This window comes from Mycobacteroides saopaulense, from assembly GCF_001456355.1.
Classification (GTDB): Bacteria; Actinomycetota; Actinomycetes; order Mycobacteriales; family Mycobacteriaceae; genus Mycobacterium; species Mycobacterium saopaulense.
The window spans coordinates 1,227,255-1,245,137 of sequence record NZ_CP010271.1 but is presented as its reverse complement, the minus strand read 5'-3'; the positions used below and the strand labels follow the sequence as shown (position 1 = coordinate 1,245,137).

Genomic DNA, 17,883 nt, shown 5'->3' with positions numbered 1-17,883 from the left:
GGCAGGACTCCCGCCTCCATGGCGCAGCGCATAAATATCGGTAGTGTGCTGGGCCGTGCGAAGGATGGTTCTGGCGAGAACACTGTCGGCCTCGGCGACTGTGCTGATGCTCGCCTGCGCGTGCACCGGCGGCGACAGCACGGTGTCCAAGACCCCCACCAACACCATCGCGTCCCCGTCACCGTCTCCCGTGCTACCGGGATCGACCACCAAGCCCAAACCGCCTCCGTCGACCACGGACGACTGCGCGGTGAACTTGAAGGACCCGGCCGTCGTGTCGGCCATCGCCCTGCTGCCCCCCGGGCCCAACAGCGAGGCCAAGTGGAACTCGGTGCCGGTGGCGGGCAATTACAACAAGTGCGCACCGCTCTCGGCCATCATCGTCGCGGCGGATACGCACGAACCCCAGCCTCCCACCCGCGCGGTGTTCTTCCACCTCGGCGGTGTGATCTCGCACGGCGTACCCGACACGTATGGCTACAACGCCATCGACTTGTCGGCGAGCACCCTGGACACCGTGGTACTGAACTTCTCCAACGGCATTCCTGGGCTGGAGAGCGTGGTGTCGTTCCGCTGGAACGGAACTGGCGTGGAAAAGGTGCAACAGGCCGGGCAGTAGGGCCCGTTCGTCGGTGCCAACACCTACAGTGATCGAGTGTTCGTCCTCGACGACCGGGTGGTCTACAGCGCTTCGGATCTCGCGTCCGCGGCACGCTGTGAATACGCCCTGCTGAGGGCCTTTGACGCCAAGCTCGGCTGGGGGCCAGCGGCACCGCGCGATGATGAACTGCTGGCGCGCACCGCGACTTTGGGCGATGCGCATGAGGCACATCATCTTGCGGAGCTACAGGCGCGTTTCGGTTCCGGAGTGGCCAGCATTCCGTTCCCCCCGATGTTTACCCTCGATGGCCTGCACGCTGTCGCCACCGCCACCACACGGGCTTTCGAAGAAGGACACCCGGTGGTGTATCAGGCCGCCATGTTCGACGGCCGATTCGTCGGTTTCGCGGACTTCGTGGTTCGGGAGGGGCAGACGTACCGGGTGTGTGACACCAAACTGGCCCGCAGCGCCAAGGTGACCGCGTTGTTGCAATTGGCGGCCTACGCCGACAGTTTGGCGGCAACGGGTGTCCCGGTGTCCCCGGACGTTCGGTTGATACTGGGCGACCGGTCGGTCGTCGACTACCCGGTGGCCGATCTTGTCGGCGTGTACCGACAACGGCGAATCCAGTTGCAGGACTTACTCGATCGCCACATGGCCGGTGGAGTACCCGTCCAGTGGTCCGATGACCATGTGCGTGCCTGTTTCCGCTGTCCGGCTTGCGAGCCCGAGGTCGAACGCACAGACGACTTGCTTCTTGTCGCGGGCATGCGGGTCAGTCAACGTGCGGCCCTGTTGGACGCTGGGGTCGGCACCGTGGAGCAACTGGCGGGGCACCGTGAGCCCGTCGCGGATCTCTCGGCACGTAGCTTGAGACAGTTGGCCGCGCAGGCCGAGCTGCAGGTACGCCAACGCGATAGCGGCACACCGCAGTTCGAAGTGGCCGACCCGATTCCGCTGGGCACACTGCCCGCGCCGAATCCCGGTGACATCTTTTTCGACTTCGAAGGCGATCCGCTGTGGACCGAGGACGGTGTGCAATGGGGGCTGGAGTATCTGTTCGGCGTGCTCGAGTACGACCGGTCAGGACATGAGAAATTCCGGCCGATCTGGGCTCATGATCGCCGCACCGAACGCAAGGCGCTGATCGCCTTCCTCGATTTGGTGGCCAAGCGCCGTCGGCGGCATCCGGGAATGCACGTCTATCACTACGCAGCCTACGAGAAGACCGCACTGCTACGCCTTGCCGGCCGATACGGCGTCGGCGAGGATCAGATAGACGACCTATTGCGCGACAACGTCCTTGTCGATCTTTATCCATTGGTACGCAAGAGCATTCGCTCCGGTTCCAGCGGCTATGGACTCAAGGCCCTGGAACCGCTGTTCATCGAATCCGGCAAGCGTTCCGGCGAGGTCACCACCGCGGTGGACTCCATCAACGAATACGCGCGCTATTGCACACTGCGCGACAACGGCGACCCCACCGCACAAGAGGTGCTGGACTCCATCGCCGAATACAACCGATACGACTGCGCCTCGACGCGCAAGCTCCGGGATTGGCTGTTGGTCCGGGCCTTCGAGCACGGCATCACCCATCTGTCCTCGCATGCCGCCACCGGTGATGTGGAAGAGGCGCAAACCGATGAGGTGGGACTGGCGCTCGCCGGGTTCGCCGGGGACGCCTCGCCTGCCGATCGAACCCCAGAGCAAACCGCGGCGGCAATGGTGTCGGCGGCACGCGGGTATCACACCAGAGAACGAAAGCCATTCTGGTGGAGCCATTTCGACCGTCTGAACAATCCCGTCGACGAATGGGCGGATACCGCCGGAGTTTTCATCGTCGAGGGTGCCGAGCTGGTCCAGGACTGGCACAAATCGGGCAGCCAGCGCAAGCTCCGACGACACGTGAAGGTGACGGGCGATCTCGCCGGGGGCGTACTCGACGACAGCGTCTACGCACTCTACGAACCGCCCGCGCCCAGCGGGCTCGGTGACGGAGATCCCGACCGCCGGGCATCCGGGTCGGCCACCGTGGTGGAAGTCACCGAATCCGGTGGTGTCCCGGTGGATGTGACCATTCAGGAGCTCACTCCCAAAAACGGCGAGGTGTTCTCGGAAATGCCCATGGCGCTGGCACCCGGGGCGCCGGTGATGACCAAGGCGCTCGAGGCCGCCATCGAAGAAGTCGCCGCCGAGGTCGCCCACGGACTTCCCGAGATGCCGCGGACCGCCTCCCTCGATATCCTGTTGCGCCGCAACCCGCGTGGTGGCCCGCTGCCCCCTGTGGGCGAGGACGGTTATGCGGGCGCCATCACCTCAGCCTTGCGGAGCCTGGACTCGTCCTACCTTGCCGTGCACGGCCCCCCTGGGACCGGCAAGACCTCCACCGCGGCGCGGGTGATCGCCGAGCTTGTGACGCGAGACGGCTGGCTTGTCGGTGTGGTGGCCCAGTCTCATGCGGTCGTGGAACACCTTCTCGACCAGATTGTCGCGGCGGGCGTACCGTGCGAGCGCGTCGCCAAGAAGGCGTCACCGTACAGCGGCGATGCCGCGTGGACCCAGATTCGCGATAGCGACTATGCAGGATTCCTTGTCTCTCATGCAGGTGAGGGCGCTGTCATCGGCGGTACCGCATGGGATTTCGCGAACACGACCCGGGTGGCCGACGGCATGCTACGCCTCTTGGTCGTCGACGAGGCCGGACAGTTCAGTTTGGCCAACACCCTGGCAGTCGCACGGGGGGCGCAGAACCTGCTGTTGCTCGGAGATCCACAGCAGCTGCCGCAGGTGTCGCAGGGCGTGCATCCCGAGCCGGTAGACACCTCCGCGCTGGGCTGGCTCGTCGAGGGCCATGGCGCGCTCCCTGCCGAGCGCGGATACTTCCTGGAACGCTCATACCGGATGCACCCCGCACTTTGCCAACATGTTTCGCGACTTTCCTACGACGGAGAGCTCGAGTCCGCGGCACCCGAGCGCGCCCTGACCGGGCAGGCGCCCGGAGTGCGCACGCTGCTGGTCGATCACGAGGGGAATGCCACCAGCAGCCCCCAGGAAGCCGAGGCCATCGCCGCGGAGATCGCGTCGCTGATCGGCTCGGATTGGACCGACGAATCCGGCACGCGGCCGCTGGCGCAGTCCGATGTGTTGGTGGTTGCGCCGTACAACGCACAGGTGTTGACCGTGCGGGCCGCCCTCGCCGCCGCCGGTTTGGGTGAGGTACTGGTGGGAACAGTCGACAAGTTCCAGGGCAGGCAGGCGCCCGTGGTGTTCGTCTCGATGACCGCCTCGGCCGTCGACGACGTACCGCGCGGGATGTCCTTTCTGCTGAACAGGAACCGGTTGAACGTCGCGATCAGTCGTGCGAAGTTTCAGGCGGTGATCGTGCGCTCCCCGGCGCTGACCGAGTATCTGCCCGCCACGCCCGACGGACTGGTGGAGTTGGGGGCGTTCTTGGCGCTAAGTCCGGCCCCGACCAATGACGCCGTGCCACACTGAGGTCCATGTCCGCGCTCGTCGAAGCCCTCGTCCAGATCGTCGGTGAACGATATGTGAGCACAGATTCCGACGTGCTGGCCGGACGGGTCGTCGACCACACCGGCCGATACAGCGGCGCGGCCAGCGTACTGGCGCGCCCCGGATCGGCCGTGGAAGTTGCCGCGATCTTGATGGTCTGCAAGGAACAGGGACAAGCCGTCACCACTCAAGGCGGACGTACCTCGATGGTCGCCGGAACCGTGCCAGAGCGCAACGACGTGCTGCTGTCCACCGAACGCCTCGCCGAGATCGGACCCATCGACACCGTCGACCGACGCGTCCGCGTCGGCTCCGGCGTCACCCTGGCCGCACTGCAACAGGCCGCGGCCAAAGAGAATCTGCAATTCGGGGTCGACATCGGATCACGCGATTCAGCCACCCTCGGCGGCATGGCATCCACCAACGCAGGCGGCCTACGCACCGTGCAGTACGGCAACATGCGCGAACAGGTCATCGGACTCGAGGTCGTTCTGCCGGATGGCTCAATCATGGAGCGCCACAGCGATGTCCGCGCCGACAACACGGGCTACGACCTCACCAGCCTGTTCGTCGGCGCCGAAGGCACCCTCGGCGTCATCACCGCGCTCGAACTGGGCTTGCACCCGGTCCCGAAACAGAGCGTCGCCGCGATCACCGGGTTCGCCGATCTGGACGAGCTGGTACAGGCCAGCCGGATCTTCCGCGATCTCAACGGCATCGCCGCACTGGAGCTGATGGACGCCCGCTTGGGGATACCCAGCCCGGTCGACGGCCCATGGCAGCTGCTCATCGAACTGGCCCGAGATAACGACCCCACCGAAGATCTGGCCGAGGCACTCGAAGCCGCCGGTGTGGCCGAGCAGGCTGCCGTCGGCCTGGACGTCACCTCACGTGAACGCCTATGGCAGGTACGCGAATCCATCGCCGAGGCACTCGGCACCTACGGCCCGCCGTTGAAATTCGATGTGGCACTGCCGCTGACGCACATCGACGAATTCGAAAAGCGCGCCACCGCACTGATCGCGGACAAGGTGCCCGAGGCGATACCGGTACTATTCGGCCACGTCGGCGAGGGCAACCTGCATTTAAACGTGTTGCGCTGCCCCGACTCCACCGCGTTGTATCAGCCCATGATGACGCTCATCGCCGAGCTGGGCGGCAATGTCAGCTCCGAGCACGGCGTCGGCACTCTCAAACGCGACTACCTCGGCATGGCGCGCACACCTGGTGACATCGCGGCCATGCGTGCCGTCAAAGAGGCCTTCGACCCCACCGGATTCCTGAATCCCGCCGTGCTGTTCGGCGCACCGGCATGACACTCACCGTCGACCCCGAGAAGTTCAGCAGAGACTGGTTCGCCGCGTGGAACGCGCACGATATCGACGCCGTACTGGCGCACTTTCATCAGGACGCGGTCTTCACCTCCGCCTACGGCGCCCAGATCGCCCCGGAAACCGGGGGCGTCTTCACGGGCAAGGACGCCATCCGCAGCTATTGGGCCGATGCGCTGACCCGCAATCCGGATCTGCATTTCGAGCCCGTCGGCACCTACGTGGGAGCCACGGCGATCGTCATCAACTACCGAAACCACAAGGGCGGCCTCGTCAACGAGGTCCTAATCTTCGACGGAGACCACGTGGTGGAGGGGCACGGCACCTACCTGTGAACCGGTAGGCCGCATGAACAGTGCAGCCACCAAACCGATGCCCAACGCGGCGATGCCCAGCAGCATCGACTCGGACATCGCCGCGGCGAACGGCGCGCGTAATGCGGCAGGCAGCACGCCACTGGGAAGGGAACCGGACGGCGCCGCCGGCATCGTGGCGGCCAGTCGCGCCGTCATCACCGCACCCATCGCCGAGCTGCCCACCACGCCACCAACCTGCCGCAGCGTGTTGTAGACACCCGAGCCGGCGCCGGCCACCGCCGGCGGCAGGTTCCGGGTGGCGGTGGTGGCCAGCGGGCCCCAGATGAACGCCATGGCCGCACCGATGCCCACCGCGGGCAGCATGAGCTGCCACATCTGCGTATCGGGCCTCATCAGCGCGGTCCACCACACCGTCGAGACGATCATCAACGAGATGCCGCCGCCGATCAGAACCGACGGACGCACCCGGTCGACGAGCCAACCGGACAGAGGCGCCAGAACTCCACTCACGATCGCCGTCGGGGCCTGCGTCAGCGCCGCCTTTGTCGGCGAAAAGCCCAGCGCCAATTGGGTATAGAACATCATCGGCAGCCCGGTGGAGATCACGCAAAAGCTCATCGACGCGATGCCGACACCGGCGAGTGAGAAGTTGCGATCCGCGAACAACCGCAACGGAATCAGCGGCTCACCTTTGTTGGCAGACTGCCACCACACGAACACACCCAGCACCGCCAGGCCTGCGGCCATCATCGCCCACACCCCCGGCGCCCAGTGAAAGCTCTCGCCCTCTTGTAGCGCGAAGACGAATGCGAACATGCCCACCGCCGAGAACGCCATGCCCAGCAGATCCAGCCGATGCGGATGCGTCGGCATGCGTGGAATGTAGATGGCGCCCAGAATCATTCCCAGTACACCCACCGGGACATTGACGTAGAAGATCCACTGCCAACCCCACCCGTCGACCAACACACCACCGGCGACCGGGCCCACCAGCGTGGCGATCCCGGCGACCGCGCCCCACACCCCCATGGCGGTCCCGCGCCGCTCCGGCGGGAACACCCGCTGCACCACCGTCAACGTCTGCGGGGTCAGCATCGCAGCCCCGATCCCCTGCACCACCCGTGCCGCGATCAGCCAGCCGATCGATCCGGCCAACCCGCACCACAGTGAGGCCCCGGTGAAGACCGCCAGCCCCGCCAGGTACATGGACCTCGGGCCGAATTGATCGCCGAGTCGCCCGGTGACCAGCAGCGGCACCACATAACCCAGCAGATAAGCGCTCGTCACCCACACCGTCGCCGTATAGTCGGCGTCGAAACCGGCCTTGATCGCCGGATTGGCGACCGACACGATCGTCGAATCGAGCAAGATCATGAACAGTCCGAACAGCACCACCCACAACGTCGTCCACGGTCGCGGGTATTCGGCCTGCACGGCTACGGAATCTAGCGGTCGGTCAGGCAGAGACACGATTTCTCACGACGGCCAGCCCCACGAGAGCCAGTACCACCCCGATCATCATGACGACGGCCACGGCGAGCGCGTTGTTACCCAGGGCTCCGACGAGTGGAGCGATCAACGCTCCCACCCCGAACTGAGCGGCACCCAGCACCGCCGCCGAGGTGCCTGCCGCCTCACCGTGACGGGACAAGGCCAGCGCAGGCGCGTTCGGGATGACAAATCCCATCAGCGCCATCAATGTCCACACCGGGGCCACGAAGCCGACCAAACCGCCGATTCCGAGCCAGGACAGCACCAGCAGCACCACCGCCGGGATGAGCGCGGACAACAGGCACCACTGCACGATCTGCTGCGGTTCGAATCGTTTGAGCAGCACCACGTTCAGCTGCGAGGCCGCTACAAAGGCGATCGCACCCGCACCGAATGCGATCGCGAACACCTGCTGGTTCATGCCGTATTGACCTTGCAGCACAAACGAAGCGCCCGAGATGTAAGCGAACAGGCCGGACAGCGAGAGCCCGGCAACCAGCACCAGGACCACGAACACCTTGTCGCGCAGCAGATCGCGGTAGGTGCGCAGAATGGCCCCCACCCGTAGCGGACGCCGCGCGACCGGGGGCAGCGTCTCCGGCAGTGCCACGACGGCAAGGATCAAAAGCAGAACACCCAATCCCGACAGCGCCGCGAAGACGTGATGCCACGAGCCGTGCACCAGCACGGCCGCGCCCAGGGACGGCGCCAGAATGGGCGCGATACCGATTACCAGCGTGAGCCGCGAAATCACGGTGGCGGCAGCCTTATCGGCATAGAGGTCACGGACCACGGCCATCGCCACCACCATGGCCGCCGCGGCACCTATACCTTCGATTGCCCGCAGCACGCCCAGCACCACGATGTTCGGGGCAACGGTGATCGCCAGCGACGCCAGGACGTGCAGAACCGCGCCGGCGATCAGCGGCAGTCGCCTACCGAGTGAATCCGACAGCGGGCCGACGAGGAGCTGGCCCAAGCCCAGCCCCACGAGCGTTCCGGTGAGCGTCAGCTGCGTAAGCGTGGAGTTGACGTGCAGATCCGACCCGATGTCGGGCAGGGCCGGCAGGTACATGTCGATGGTGAGCGGCCCCAGGGCGACCATGGCCCCCAACACGGTGATCAGCCATGCCTTGCCCAGCCGGGTGTCAGGGGGAGACACCGAACCGACTGGCGCGGGGGCGTCCGTCGGTTCATCCGTCGTCGTCTCACTCCGGGCAGCAGTCATCTCAGTGCTCAGCACGCGCACGCCGCAAAACCTTCCCTTTCCTAACAAATGTGAGCTGCATCTCACCCAACGGCATCCGATGCGGCTGCTCGCCTTTGCTCGCCGCATGCGCGGGTGTCGACCTGCCAACCAGCCATGTCGCCGCGCGAATAAGTATGTCGAGCACTCAAAACGTTGCGCAAAACACCCTCGTTTGTCCGGTCAGAAGGAACGAAACACGGGGGCCATTCGTCTTCATTACTGTGAGGATGAAACTTCGCTCACAACCAGTGGACCAACCCAGCCCACCGCACTGAAGGAACACACCGATGAGCACTCGCATCACCGAACCGCAGCGACAGCTAGCGCTGGGAGGCAAGGGCAAGGAACCCAAGCTCGGAGCCTCGGGCAAGCTGCTCTCGCTCATCCTGGATCAGAGCACCAAAGTGCAGGAGCCCGCGGTTCGCGCGTACGTGCAAAAGCTGCGGGCCTCCCATCCCGGCGCGACGCCCGGCGACATCATCACGATGTTGGAGAAACGATACCTGGCGACCGTGATGGGCAGCGGCGCGGCGGTCGGTGCCGCCGCCGCCTTCCCCGGCGTGGGCACTCTGGCCGCGCTGTCTGCCACCGCCGGCGAGGCGGTGCTGTTCCTGGAGGCGACGTCGCTGTTCACTCTGGCACTCGCGGCAGTTCACGACATCGAGCTCGCCAAGATCGAGCACCGGCACACTCTCGTGCTGGCGGTCCTATTGGGCGAAGACGGCGAGACGACGGTCTCGGACGTGCTCGGCAAGGAGCGCACCATCGGCGGTGGCTGGCTCGCCGAAGCCACCTCGACGCTGCCGATGCCCGCCCTGAGCCACTTGAATGCAACCCTGCTCAAACGGTTCACCAAGAAGTTCGCGCTGAAGCGGGGCGCCATGGCCGCCGGCAAGCTGTTGCCGGCCGGCATCGGGGCCGTCATCGGCGCGGGTGGCAACCGATTTATCGGCAAACGAATAATCACCAATGCACGCAATGCCTTTGGCCGGCCCCCCACGGCATGGCCGGTGCAGCTGCGGTTGGTGGCACCCAACAGCTAGCCAGGCCGGGCAGCGGCTGTTCACCGAGCAGCCACCCCCGGGCCATCAGTGGCGCCGAAGATGTCGCCTCTGTCATATCACCGTGACACCTCAGCCCAAATGGCGACGCGTTAGCCTGGTACCGGTCGCTACACGGACTGAATATCGAACGAGACGGAGCGAGGCGAAGACTGCCGTGAACGGTTCAAATCCACAATTCGGGCAGAACGAATGGCTGGTCGAAGAAATGTACCGGCGATTCAAGGAAGACCCGTCCTCGGTGGACTCCAGCTGGCACGAATTCCTGGCCGACTACGTGGCCGAGCCGGCGACCGATGTTTCCAACGGCCAGACCGCCGCACCCGCACCCACGCCCGCTCCGGCACCAACGCCAACGGCACCGGCCGCCCCCGCACCAGCTCCCAAGGCCGCCGCCGCGCCGAGCCCGGCCCCGGCGACGCCGAAACCCGCCGCGGCTCCCATACCGACTGCCGAGGGTGACGAAACCCAGGTGCTGCGGGGCGCTGCGGCCGCCGTCGTCAAGAACATGTCGGCCTCACTGGAAATCCCGACGGCCACCAGCGTCCGGGCCATTCCCGCCAAGCTGATGATCGACAACCGCATCGTCATCAACAACCACCTCAAGCGCACCCGCGGCGGCAAGATCTCCTTCACCCATCTGCTGGGTTACGCCATCGTCCAGGCCATCAAGGACTTCCCGAACATGAATCGGCACTTCGCCGAAGTGGACGGCAAGCCGGTCGCCATCACCCCGGCACATGTGAACCTCGGCCTGGCCATCGATCTACCCGGCAAGGACGGCAACCGCACCTTGGTGGTGGCCGCCATCAAGGGTTGCGAAGAACTGGGTTTCGGCCAATTCATCGCCGCCTACGAGGACATCGTGCGCCGGGCCAGGGACGGCAAGCTGACCGCCGAGGACTTCTCCGGGGTCACCATCTCGCTGACCAACCCCGGCACCATCGGCACCGTGCATTCGGTGCCGCGCCTCATGCGCGGCCAGGGCGCCATCATCGGCGCCGGTGCGCTGGAGTACCCCGCAGAGTTCCAGGGCGCCAGCGAGGAACGCATCTCCGATCTGGGCATCGGCAAGCACATGACGCTGACGTCCACCTACGACCACCGGATAATCCAGGGCGCCGAATCGGGCGACTTCCTACGCACGGTGCATCAGCTGCTGCTTTCCGACGACTTCTTCGACGACATCTTCCGCGAGCTGGGCATCCCGTATGAGCCGGTGCGCTGGCGCATCGACAACCCGGACTCGATCGTCGACAAGAACGCCCGCGTGCTGGAACTGATTGCGGCATACCGCAACCGGGGCCACCTCATGGCCGATACCGACCCGCTGCGCCTGGACAAGACGCGCTTCCGTAGCCATCCCGACCTGGATGTACTCAGCCACGGCCTGACGCTGTGGGACCTGGACCGCGAGTTCAAGGTCTCCGGGTTCAAGGGCCAGGAGTACATGAAGCTGCGCGACGTGCTCTCGGTGCTGCGCGACGCGTACTGCCGGCACGCCGCGGTGGAATACACCCACATCCTTGAGCCCGAGCAGCAGAAGTGGCTGCAGGAACGCATCGAGGTCAAGCACGACAAGCCCACCGTCGCCGAGCAGAAGTACATCCTGTCCAAGCTCAACGCGGCCGAGGCATTCGAGACCTTCCTTGCCACCAAATACGTTGGGCAGAAGCGCTTCTCACTGGAGGGCGCCGAGGGCGTCATTCCGATGATGGATGCCGTCATCGACCAGAGCGCAGAGCACGGACTCGACGAGGTGGTCATCGGCATGCCGCACCGCGGCCGCCTCAACGTTCTCGCCAACATCGTCGGCAAGCCGTACTCGCAGATCTTCACCGAGTTCGAGGGCAACCTGAATCCGGCGCTCGCCCACGGCTCCGGAGACGTCAAGTACCACCTCGGGGCCTCCGGCACCTACATCCAGATGTTCGGCGACAACGACATCGAGGTCTCTCTTACGGCCAACCCGTCACACCTCGAGGCCGTCGACCCGGTGCTGGAAGGGTTGGTACGCGCCAAGCAAGATGTCCTCGACGTGGGCACCGACGGCGGCCGCTTCACTGTCGTCCCGCTGATGCTGCACGGTGACGCAGCGTTCGCGGGCCAGGGCGTGGTCGCCGAAACCCTGAACCTGGCCAACCTGCCCGGGTATCGCACCGGCGGCACCATCCACATCGTGGTCAACAACCAGATCGGTTTCACCACGGCACCGGAGCATTCCCGATCCACCGAGTACTGCACCGATGTCGCCAAAATGATTGGCGCACCGATCTTCCACGTCAACGGGGACGACCCGGAGGCATGCGTCTGGGTGTCGCGACTGGCGGTCGACTTCCGGCAGAAGTTCAACAAGGACGTCGTCATCGACCTCGTCTGCTACCGCCGGCGCGGCCACAACGAGGGTGACGATCCCTCGATGACCAACCCGCAGATGTACGAGGTCATCGACACCAAGCGCGGTGTGCGTAAGACCTACACCGAGGCCCTGATCGGCCGCGGCGACATCTCGATGAAGGAAGCCGAGGACGCCCTGCGCGACTACCAGGGCCAACTGGAGCGGGTGTTCAACGAGGTACGAGATCTGGAGAAGTACCAGCAGCGCCCCAGCGAGTCGGTGGAAGAGGATCAGCAGCTGCCGCAGAAGCTGGTCACCGCCGTCGACAAGGCACTGCTGCAGCGCATCGGTGACGCCTTCCTGGCGGTACCCGAGGACTTCAGCGTGCATCCGCGCGTCAAGCCGGTGCTCGAGAAGCGCCGCGAGATGGCGTACGAAGGCAAGGTCGACTGGGCCTTCGGCGAACTGCTGGCCTTCGGCACGCTGGTTGCCGAGGGCAAGGTCGTGCGGTTGTCCGGCCAGGACTCCAAGCGCGGCACCTTCACCCAGCGCCACGCGATGATCATCGACCGACACAACGGCAACGAGTTCAGCCCGCTACAACTGGTCGGGGTCGACGCCGAGGGCAACCCCACCGGCGGACGTCTCGTGGTGCATGACTCGGCGCTGTCGGAGTACGCGGCACTGGGTTTCGAGTATGGCTATTCCGTCGGCAATCCCGATGCAATGGTGTTGTGGGAGGCCCAGTTCGGCGACTTCGTCAACGGCGCACAGTCCATCATCGACGAGTTCATCTCATCCGGTGAGGCCAAGTGGGGCCAGCTCTCCGAAGTGGTGCTGCTACTCCCCCACGGCCATGAGGGACAGGGCCCCGATCACACCTCCGGCCGCATCGAGCGGTTCCTGCAGTTGTGCGCCGAGGGATCTATGACGGTGGCGATGCCGTCGACGCCCGCCAACTACTTCCACCTATTGCGTCGGCATGCCCTGGACGGCATCACCCGGCCCATGGTGGTGTTCACGCCAAAGTCCATGCTGCGCAACAAGGCGGCGGTCAGCGATATCAAGGACTTCACCGATCGCAAGTTCCGTTCGGTACTTGAAGAGGCCACCTACGAGGACGGCGTCGGAGATCGCAGCAAGGTCAAGAGAATCCTGCTGACCAGCGGCAAGCTGTACTACGACCTGTTGGCGCGTAAGAACGCCGACAAGCGCGAGGACGTCGCGATCGTGCGCATCGAGCAGCTCTACCCGATCCCGCGCTACCGCCTGGAGGAGACCCTTGGGCGGTATCCGGATGGCACGCAGTACATCTGGGTCCAGGAAGAGCCTGCCAACCAGGGCGCCTGGCCGACCTTCGGCCTGAACCTGCCGGAGGTGGTACCGCGCCTGACCGGCCTGACCAAGATCTCCCGGCGAGCCATGTCGGCACCGTCATCCGGCTCCTCCAAGGTGCACGCCGTCGAGCAGCAGGAGATCATCGACGAGGCCTTCACGCCCACGTCACCGTAGGAGTGAGTGGTCACAAGGTGAGGGCGGCTCCTTAGGGGGTCACCCTGTATTCGCGCCGGATGCCCGATCCGGGTGCCCGGAGGTTCGTACTCTGCGCTGATGACTGCGAGCGCAGAGCCGGTACCAGCCGTTACCGAACTGTTGGTGGACACATGGCCGCCGCCCTCCGGAAAGCCACGCCCGTGTCCCGAGGACCCGTTCTATCTCCCGCCCGTCGGATGGGAGGACACGGCACCGGGGACGCCTCTGCGGCGCAGGCACGTTCGCATCGCGCTGTTCGGCATGATCCCCACCAGGTTGCGTGCCTGGCAGGTGCTGTACCGCAGCACCGATCTGCACGGCCGTCCCGAGACCACAGTCACCACGGTGGTGGTTCCGCGCCATGCCACAGCGCAGGCACCGGTGGTCGCGCACAACGCCCCCATCGATGCGGTCACCTCCCGCCGGTTCCCCTCGTATTACCTGCAGCCACGCACACTCGGACTGAGTCAGACACAGAACGAGATCATGCTCTCGGTGGCCGCGCTGGCCCGCGGCTGGATTGTCACCATCCCCGATCATGAAGGGCCGCAAGGGCTCTGGATGGCCGCACGACAGCCGGGCTATCACATTCTCGACGCCCTGCGCGCCACCCTGGCCTCCGCGGGAAAAGAGGGAATCCCCGCCCTGCGTCCCAGTAACCCCGTTGCCGTATGGGGGTTTTCCGGCGGCGGCACCGCGAGCGCATGGGCAGCGGAGATGGCGCCGGAGTACGCGCCCGACCTCAACCTCGTGGGTGCACTTGTCGGCGGTCCCGCCGCATTGCCCGGCCCACTGGTCCAATTCCACAGCGGCAGGTTCGCCTCGGGATTGATTCCGCCGGTACTGGCGGCATTCATGATGGCTAATCCCGCCGCGCGCGATTACTTGAGTGCGCACCTGACCCCCGAGGGCAGGCGCATCATCGACAAGGCCAAGCGTGTCAGCCTGGTGGAGTCCGTCGCCCGGTGGCCCCGCAAGGACTTCGACAAACTCGTCGACCGCCCGCTCGACAGCATCATGGCGGCACCCGAAATCAGCAGCATCACCGACGAAATGCGCCTGGGGCAACGCGGACCCCATGCGCCGGTGTACCTCTACCACGCCGTACACGACCAGCTGCTTCCGATCGCAGCCTCCGACAGGCTGGCGCGGGACTACATCGCCGCCGGTACACACGTCACCTACCGGCGCGACCGGAGTACCGAACACATCCTGCTGGCCGTACTCGGCGGCAGTGATGCCCTCGGCTGGTTGGCGGCACGGATCGCCGGCAAGCCCTTGCCTCCGCATTCCGACGTCCGGACGGTGCTCTCGACGTCCCTTACCCTTCGCGCGGTGTGGAGTCAGCTGCGCTGGCAGTGGGGCATCGCAAAGCTGCTCATCGGCCGCCTGTAGCCGCTACACCGCACCGCAACTTCTCCGGCATCACAACTTAACCACGAAATAGAATTGTATTTCATTTCTACTACTGGACCACTCGCCGGAAACCCGCTGGTCAGCGACGATTACGATGCCTGTAGAATTGCCGATACTCCAAACATTGACTTCGGCCGTTTGCTTAATCGGTGACGAGCTACAAGGTCCTATGAACGCCTTGGGGGGTTACCCCGATTCACCGACGATTCGTTGCCACGGAGCATTTCCGTTGAATACGCTGCGCGAATCCGCGGTTTCCTACTATCGATGTCATTCAATCCGGACGGGAAGACCAGAACATGGACAGGAGCCCGATGACAGCCGGCACCGCGCCCGCGTCGACCCCGGCAACTCGGCCGATCGAGGCCTGGCCCATGCAACTCGGCAAGCCATTGCCATCCCCGGATGACCCCTTCTTCCTCCCTCCTGACGGCTGGGAAAAAGAAGCACCCGGTACACCCCTGCGGCGCAGGCGCGTTCGCATCGGGCTGTTCGGGATCCTCCCCCTGAAACTGCGTGCCTGGCAGGTGCTCTACCGCAGCACGGATCTACACGGAGCACCGGAAACAACCGTGACGACGGTGCTCGTCCCCAAGACCGCGACGGAGAAGGCGCCCTTGCTGGCCTTCCAAAGCGCGATCGACGCCGTCACCCCCAAGAGGTTCCCCTCGTACTACCTGCAGCACCGCACGTTCGGTATCAACCAGTCGCAGAACGAGTTCCTGCTGGCGGTCGCCGCGCTCCAACGCGGATGGATAGTCACCGTGAGCGACCACGAGGGGCCCAAGGGCCTCTGGATGGCGCCGAAGCAACCCGGGTACCACGTGCTGGACGCGCTGCGCGCCACTATCGGCGCATCGGGCGAGGAGGGCATTCCCCAACTGACGACTCGCACGCCCACGGCAGCATGGGGACACTCCGCGGGTGGTAACGCAACCGCGTGGGCCGCCGAGCTCGCGGGCGAATACGCGCCCGAACTCAACCTGGTCGGGGCGATGATCGGCGCACCCGCACCCCAACCCGGTCCTCTCTTGCACCAACTCAGCGGCCGATATACGTCAGGGCTCGTCATCATCTTGCTCGCCGCGGTGATGCGCGTAAGCCCATCCATTCGAGACTTCCTCGAGAAACACCTCACCAAGCGAGGTCTCCGAATGATCGAAAGGGCGGAGCGGCTGACTCTGCTCGAGGCAGTGTTGCGCTGGCCCTTTCTCAACTTCAACAGGATCTTCGACCGCCCCCTCGAAGAGGTGATGGACCAACCGGAGATAGCCGCTCTCACCGATTCGATGACGCTGGGGCTACGTACCCCCACCGCACCCATTTATCTGTACCACTCGATCTACGATGAGCTACTGCCCATTTCCAGTACAGACCAACTCGCCGAGGACTACGTGGCCGGCGGCGCACACGTCACGTACCGACGCAACCGTGCCAGCGAGCGCATCTCACTTGCCCTCTCAGGAGGTCATGATGCACTCGGCTGGCTTGATGAACGCATGCGCGGCAAGGCATTGCCAACGCACCCCGATGTCCGGACAGTGCTCTCGACCGTCCTATCACCGCGCGCTCTGATCATGTACGCCCGGCAAATCGTGGCGGTTGCGAAGCTCTTCGCAGGACGGCTCTGAACGGGGCTCAGCGCGCCTTGACGGCTAGGAGCGCGGCGGCCAGTGTCCGCGCCGAGGAGGGTTGAGCGGGATCCAGGCCGGTGAGCTCGGCGACCCGCCGCAATCTGTAGTCGAGCGTATTGGGATGCACATGCAGCGATTTGGCGGCCAGCTGTCGACCATGCTCGTGCTGCAAATACGCACTGAGCGCCTGCTGCAAGTGCGGGTGCGCCGCCAGTGGCTGAACCGTCGCGGCGAGCAGATCGCGGGCCCTTCCCGGACGGGTGATCTGGTATTCCAGAAGCAGATCGGAGAGCCGGTAGGCCCCCGGCCCCCGACCGAGTCTCAATGCAAGCAAGGCCAATTCACGCGCCTCGTCGGCTGCGGCGGCAATCTCGGCGGGGTCGGCCGCGTGGGATACCCCGACCGTGACCGGCCCACCGGCCACTTCGGAGAACATCGGCAACAGTGATTCCACCGCGCCCGTCGCGGGCAACAAGATGGTGCCGCCGCGGCCATCCAGCGCCGCGAGCACGGGCTCGCGCGCATACCCGTCGACGATGTCCTGCACCCGGTGCGCACGGCGCCGCGCCACCACGGTGTTGTTGGCCGGCTCCGGCATGTAGAGGAACAGCACGTGGTACGACAGCGCCAACGTGACGCTCGCCCGCTCCGCCGCCTCCTCCCACGGCGTTCCCTTGACCAAGGCGTCGAACAGATCACGCCGGGCATCCGCCGCCGCGCCGTAAACACCTTGGCGCTCTTCGAGATATGCTGCGGTGACCGCGGGCAGCATGACCTGGAGGTAACGCTGGAGCTGCACGCTGATCGCCAACACCTCGTCGACCTCATCGGCGGTTGCCAGCTCCCGGAGGGTCTCGATACCGACCCGCGCGGCGACGTTGTAGACGGCCAACACCGCGGGCAGCGGAATGTCCTCCTGTGCCCGCCGGGATGCGGCCAGGATCGACACCGCGAACTCCTCTTCGGTGGGCGCCCGCGACTCCAGCATCACCCGGGCGAAGATCCGGAAATGCTGCTTGGTGAACTCGGTGATCTCACCGTCCAGAACCTCACGTGGCAGCATTCCGTAGTACGGCACCTCCGCGGCGAAGCAGTCCACCGCGCGGCGTGCCGTCTCCGGCAGCCGACGCATGAACCGATCACTGAGTGACGCCGTCATCAGCGGACTCCAACCCTCTCCCACCGCGTCGTGGAATACCCGTATCCCCACGGATGACATCCGTGAGGCCACTGCGCACCCTACCGGCCCGCACACGAGTTCGGAGGTTTGCTCGAAGGTTCATCGCAGGACGCCCGGGGTTATTGGGACCGGTCATAGCTTTCACCCCTGAGCCTCGTGTCATCCACCAAGTTCGCCCGGAGTCACACACTTCTGGCTAGACCCCCTCCTACATTTCAG

At 65.2% G+C, this 17,883-nt stretch carries 11 protein-coding genes; 8 read left to right on the top strand and 3 right to left on the bottom strand.

Annotated elements, in window-relative coordinates; genetic code table 11:
• Positions 1 to 64: 64 nt before the first annotated feature.
• The 4 genes from MYCSP_RS06270 to MYCSP_RS06255 are packed head-to-tail and all read left to right on the top strand — an operon-like array spanning position 65 to position 5,780.
• On the top strand, positions 65 to 619 hold the full coding sequence (locus tag MYCSP_RS06270) for an LppP/LprE family lipoprotein (RefSeq protein WP_083013801.1): 555 nt from the start codon (positions 65 to 67) through the stop codon (positions 617 to 619).
• 36 nt (positions 620 to 655) lie between these two features.
• Positions 656 to 4,096: a TM0106 family RecB-like putative nuclease gene (locus MYCSP_RS06265; protein WP_088413411.1), complete on the top strand. Its 3,441-nt coding sequence runs from the start codon at positions 656 to 658 to the stop codon at positions 4,094 to 4,096.
• A 5-nt stretch (positions 4,097 to 4,101) separates the two neighbouring features.
• The gene (locus tag MYCSP_RS06260; protein ID WP_088413410.1) at positions 4,102 to 5,430 is read left to right on the top strand and encodes an FAD-binding oxidoreductase; all 1,329 of its coding nucleotides are present in this window, start codon (positions 4,102 to 4,104) and stop codon (positions 5,428 to 5,430) included.
• A complete protein-coding gene (locus tag MYCSP_RS06255) occupies positions 5,427 to 5,780 on the top strand; it encodes a YybH family protein (RefSeq protein WP_083013804.1) in 354 nt (117 codons plus the stop codon). Before MYCSP_RS06260 ends, MYCSP_RS06255 begins: the two co-directional genes overlap by 4 nt.
• On the opposite strand, the gene MYCSP_RS06250 is transcribed toward MYCSP_RS06255, so the two are convergent.
• Complete coding sequence (locus MYCSP_RS06250) at positions 5,730 to 7,196, bottom strand: DHA2 family efflux MFS transporter permease subunit (protein ID WP_088413409.1); 1,467 nt, start codon at positions 7,194 to 7,196, stop codon at positions 5,730 to 5,732. The two genes, MYCSP_RS06255 and MYCSP_RS06250, sit on opposite strands and share 51 nt — an antisense overlap.
• Positions 7,197 to 7,218: 22 nt before the next feature.
• Positions 7,219 to 8,502 (bottom strand): Bcr/CflA family efflux MFS transporter, encoded by a 1,284-nt coding sequence (locus MYCSP_RS06245; protein ID WP_083013805.1) that lies wholly within the window; start codon positions 8,500 to 8,502, stop codon positions 7,219 to 7,221.
• 287 nt (positions 8,503 to 8,789) lie between these two features.
• On the opposite strand from MYCSP_RS06245, the gene MYCSP_RS06240 reads away from it, so the two are divergent.
• The 4 genes from MYCSP_RS06240 to MYCSP_RS06225 all read left to right on the top strand — a co-directional run bounded on the left by MYCSP_RS06240 (position 8,790) and on the right by MYCSP_RS06225 (position 16,481).
• Entirely contained in the window at positions 8,790 to 9,545 is a 756-nt protein-coding gene (locus MYCSP_RS06240) for a hypothetical protein (RefSeq protein WP_083013806.1), read from the top strand.
• Positions 9,546 to 9,720: 175 nt separating this feature from the next.
• Entirely contained in the window at positions 9,721 to 13,413 is a 3,693-nt protein-coding gene (locus MYCSP_RS06235) for a multifunctional oxoglutarate decarboxylase/oxoglutarate dehydrogenase thiamine pyrophosphate-binding subunit/dihydrolipoyllysine-residue succinyltransferase subunit (protein WP_083013807.1), read from the top strand.
• A 99-nt stretch (positions 13,414 to 13,512) separates the two neighbouring features.
• Positions 13,513 to 14,829 carry a lipase family protein gene (locus tag MYCSP_RS06230; RefSeq protein ID WP_088413408.1) on the top strand — a complete coding sequence of 439 codons (1,317 nt, stop codon included), beginning with the start codon at positions 13,513 to 13,515 and terminating at the stop codon, positions 14,827 to 14,829.
• Between the two features lie 335 nt (positions 14,830 to 15,164).
• Complete coding sequence (locus MYCSP_RS06225; protein ID WP_088415481.1) at positions 15,165 to 16,481, top strand: lipase family protein; 1,317 nt, start codon at positions 15,165 to 15,167, stop codon at positions 16,479 to 16,481.
• Positions 16,482 to 16,488: 7 nt separating this feature from the next.
• Here MYCSP_RS06225 and MYCSP_RS06220 read toward each other — a convergent pair whose 3' ends face one another.
• Entirely contained in the window at positions 16,489 to 17,643 is a 1,155-nt protein-coding gene (locus MYCSP_RS06220) for a PucR family transcriptional regulator (protein WP_088413407.1), read from the bottom strand.
• Between the last annotated feature and the right edge of the window lie 240 nt (positions 17,644 to 17,883).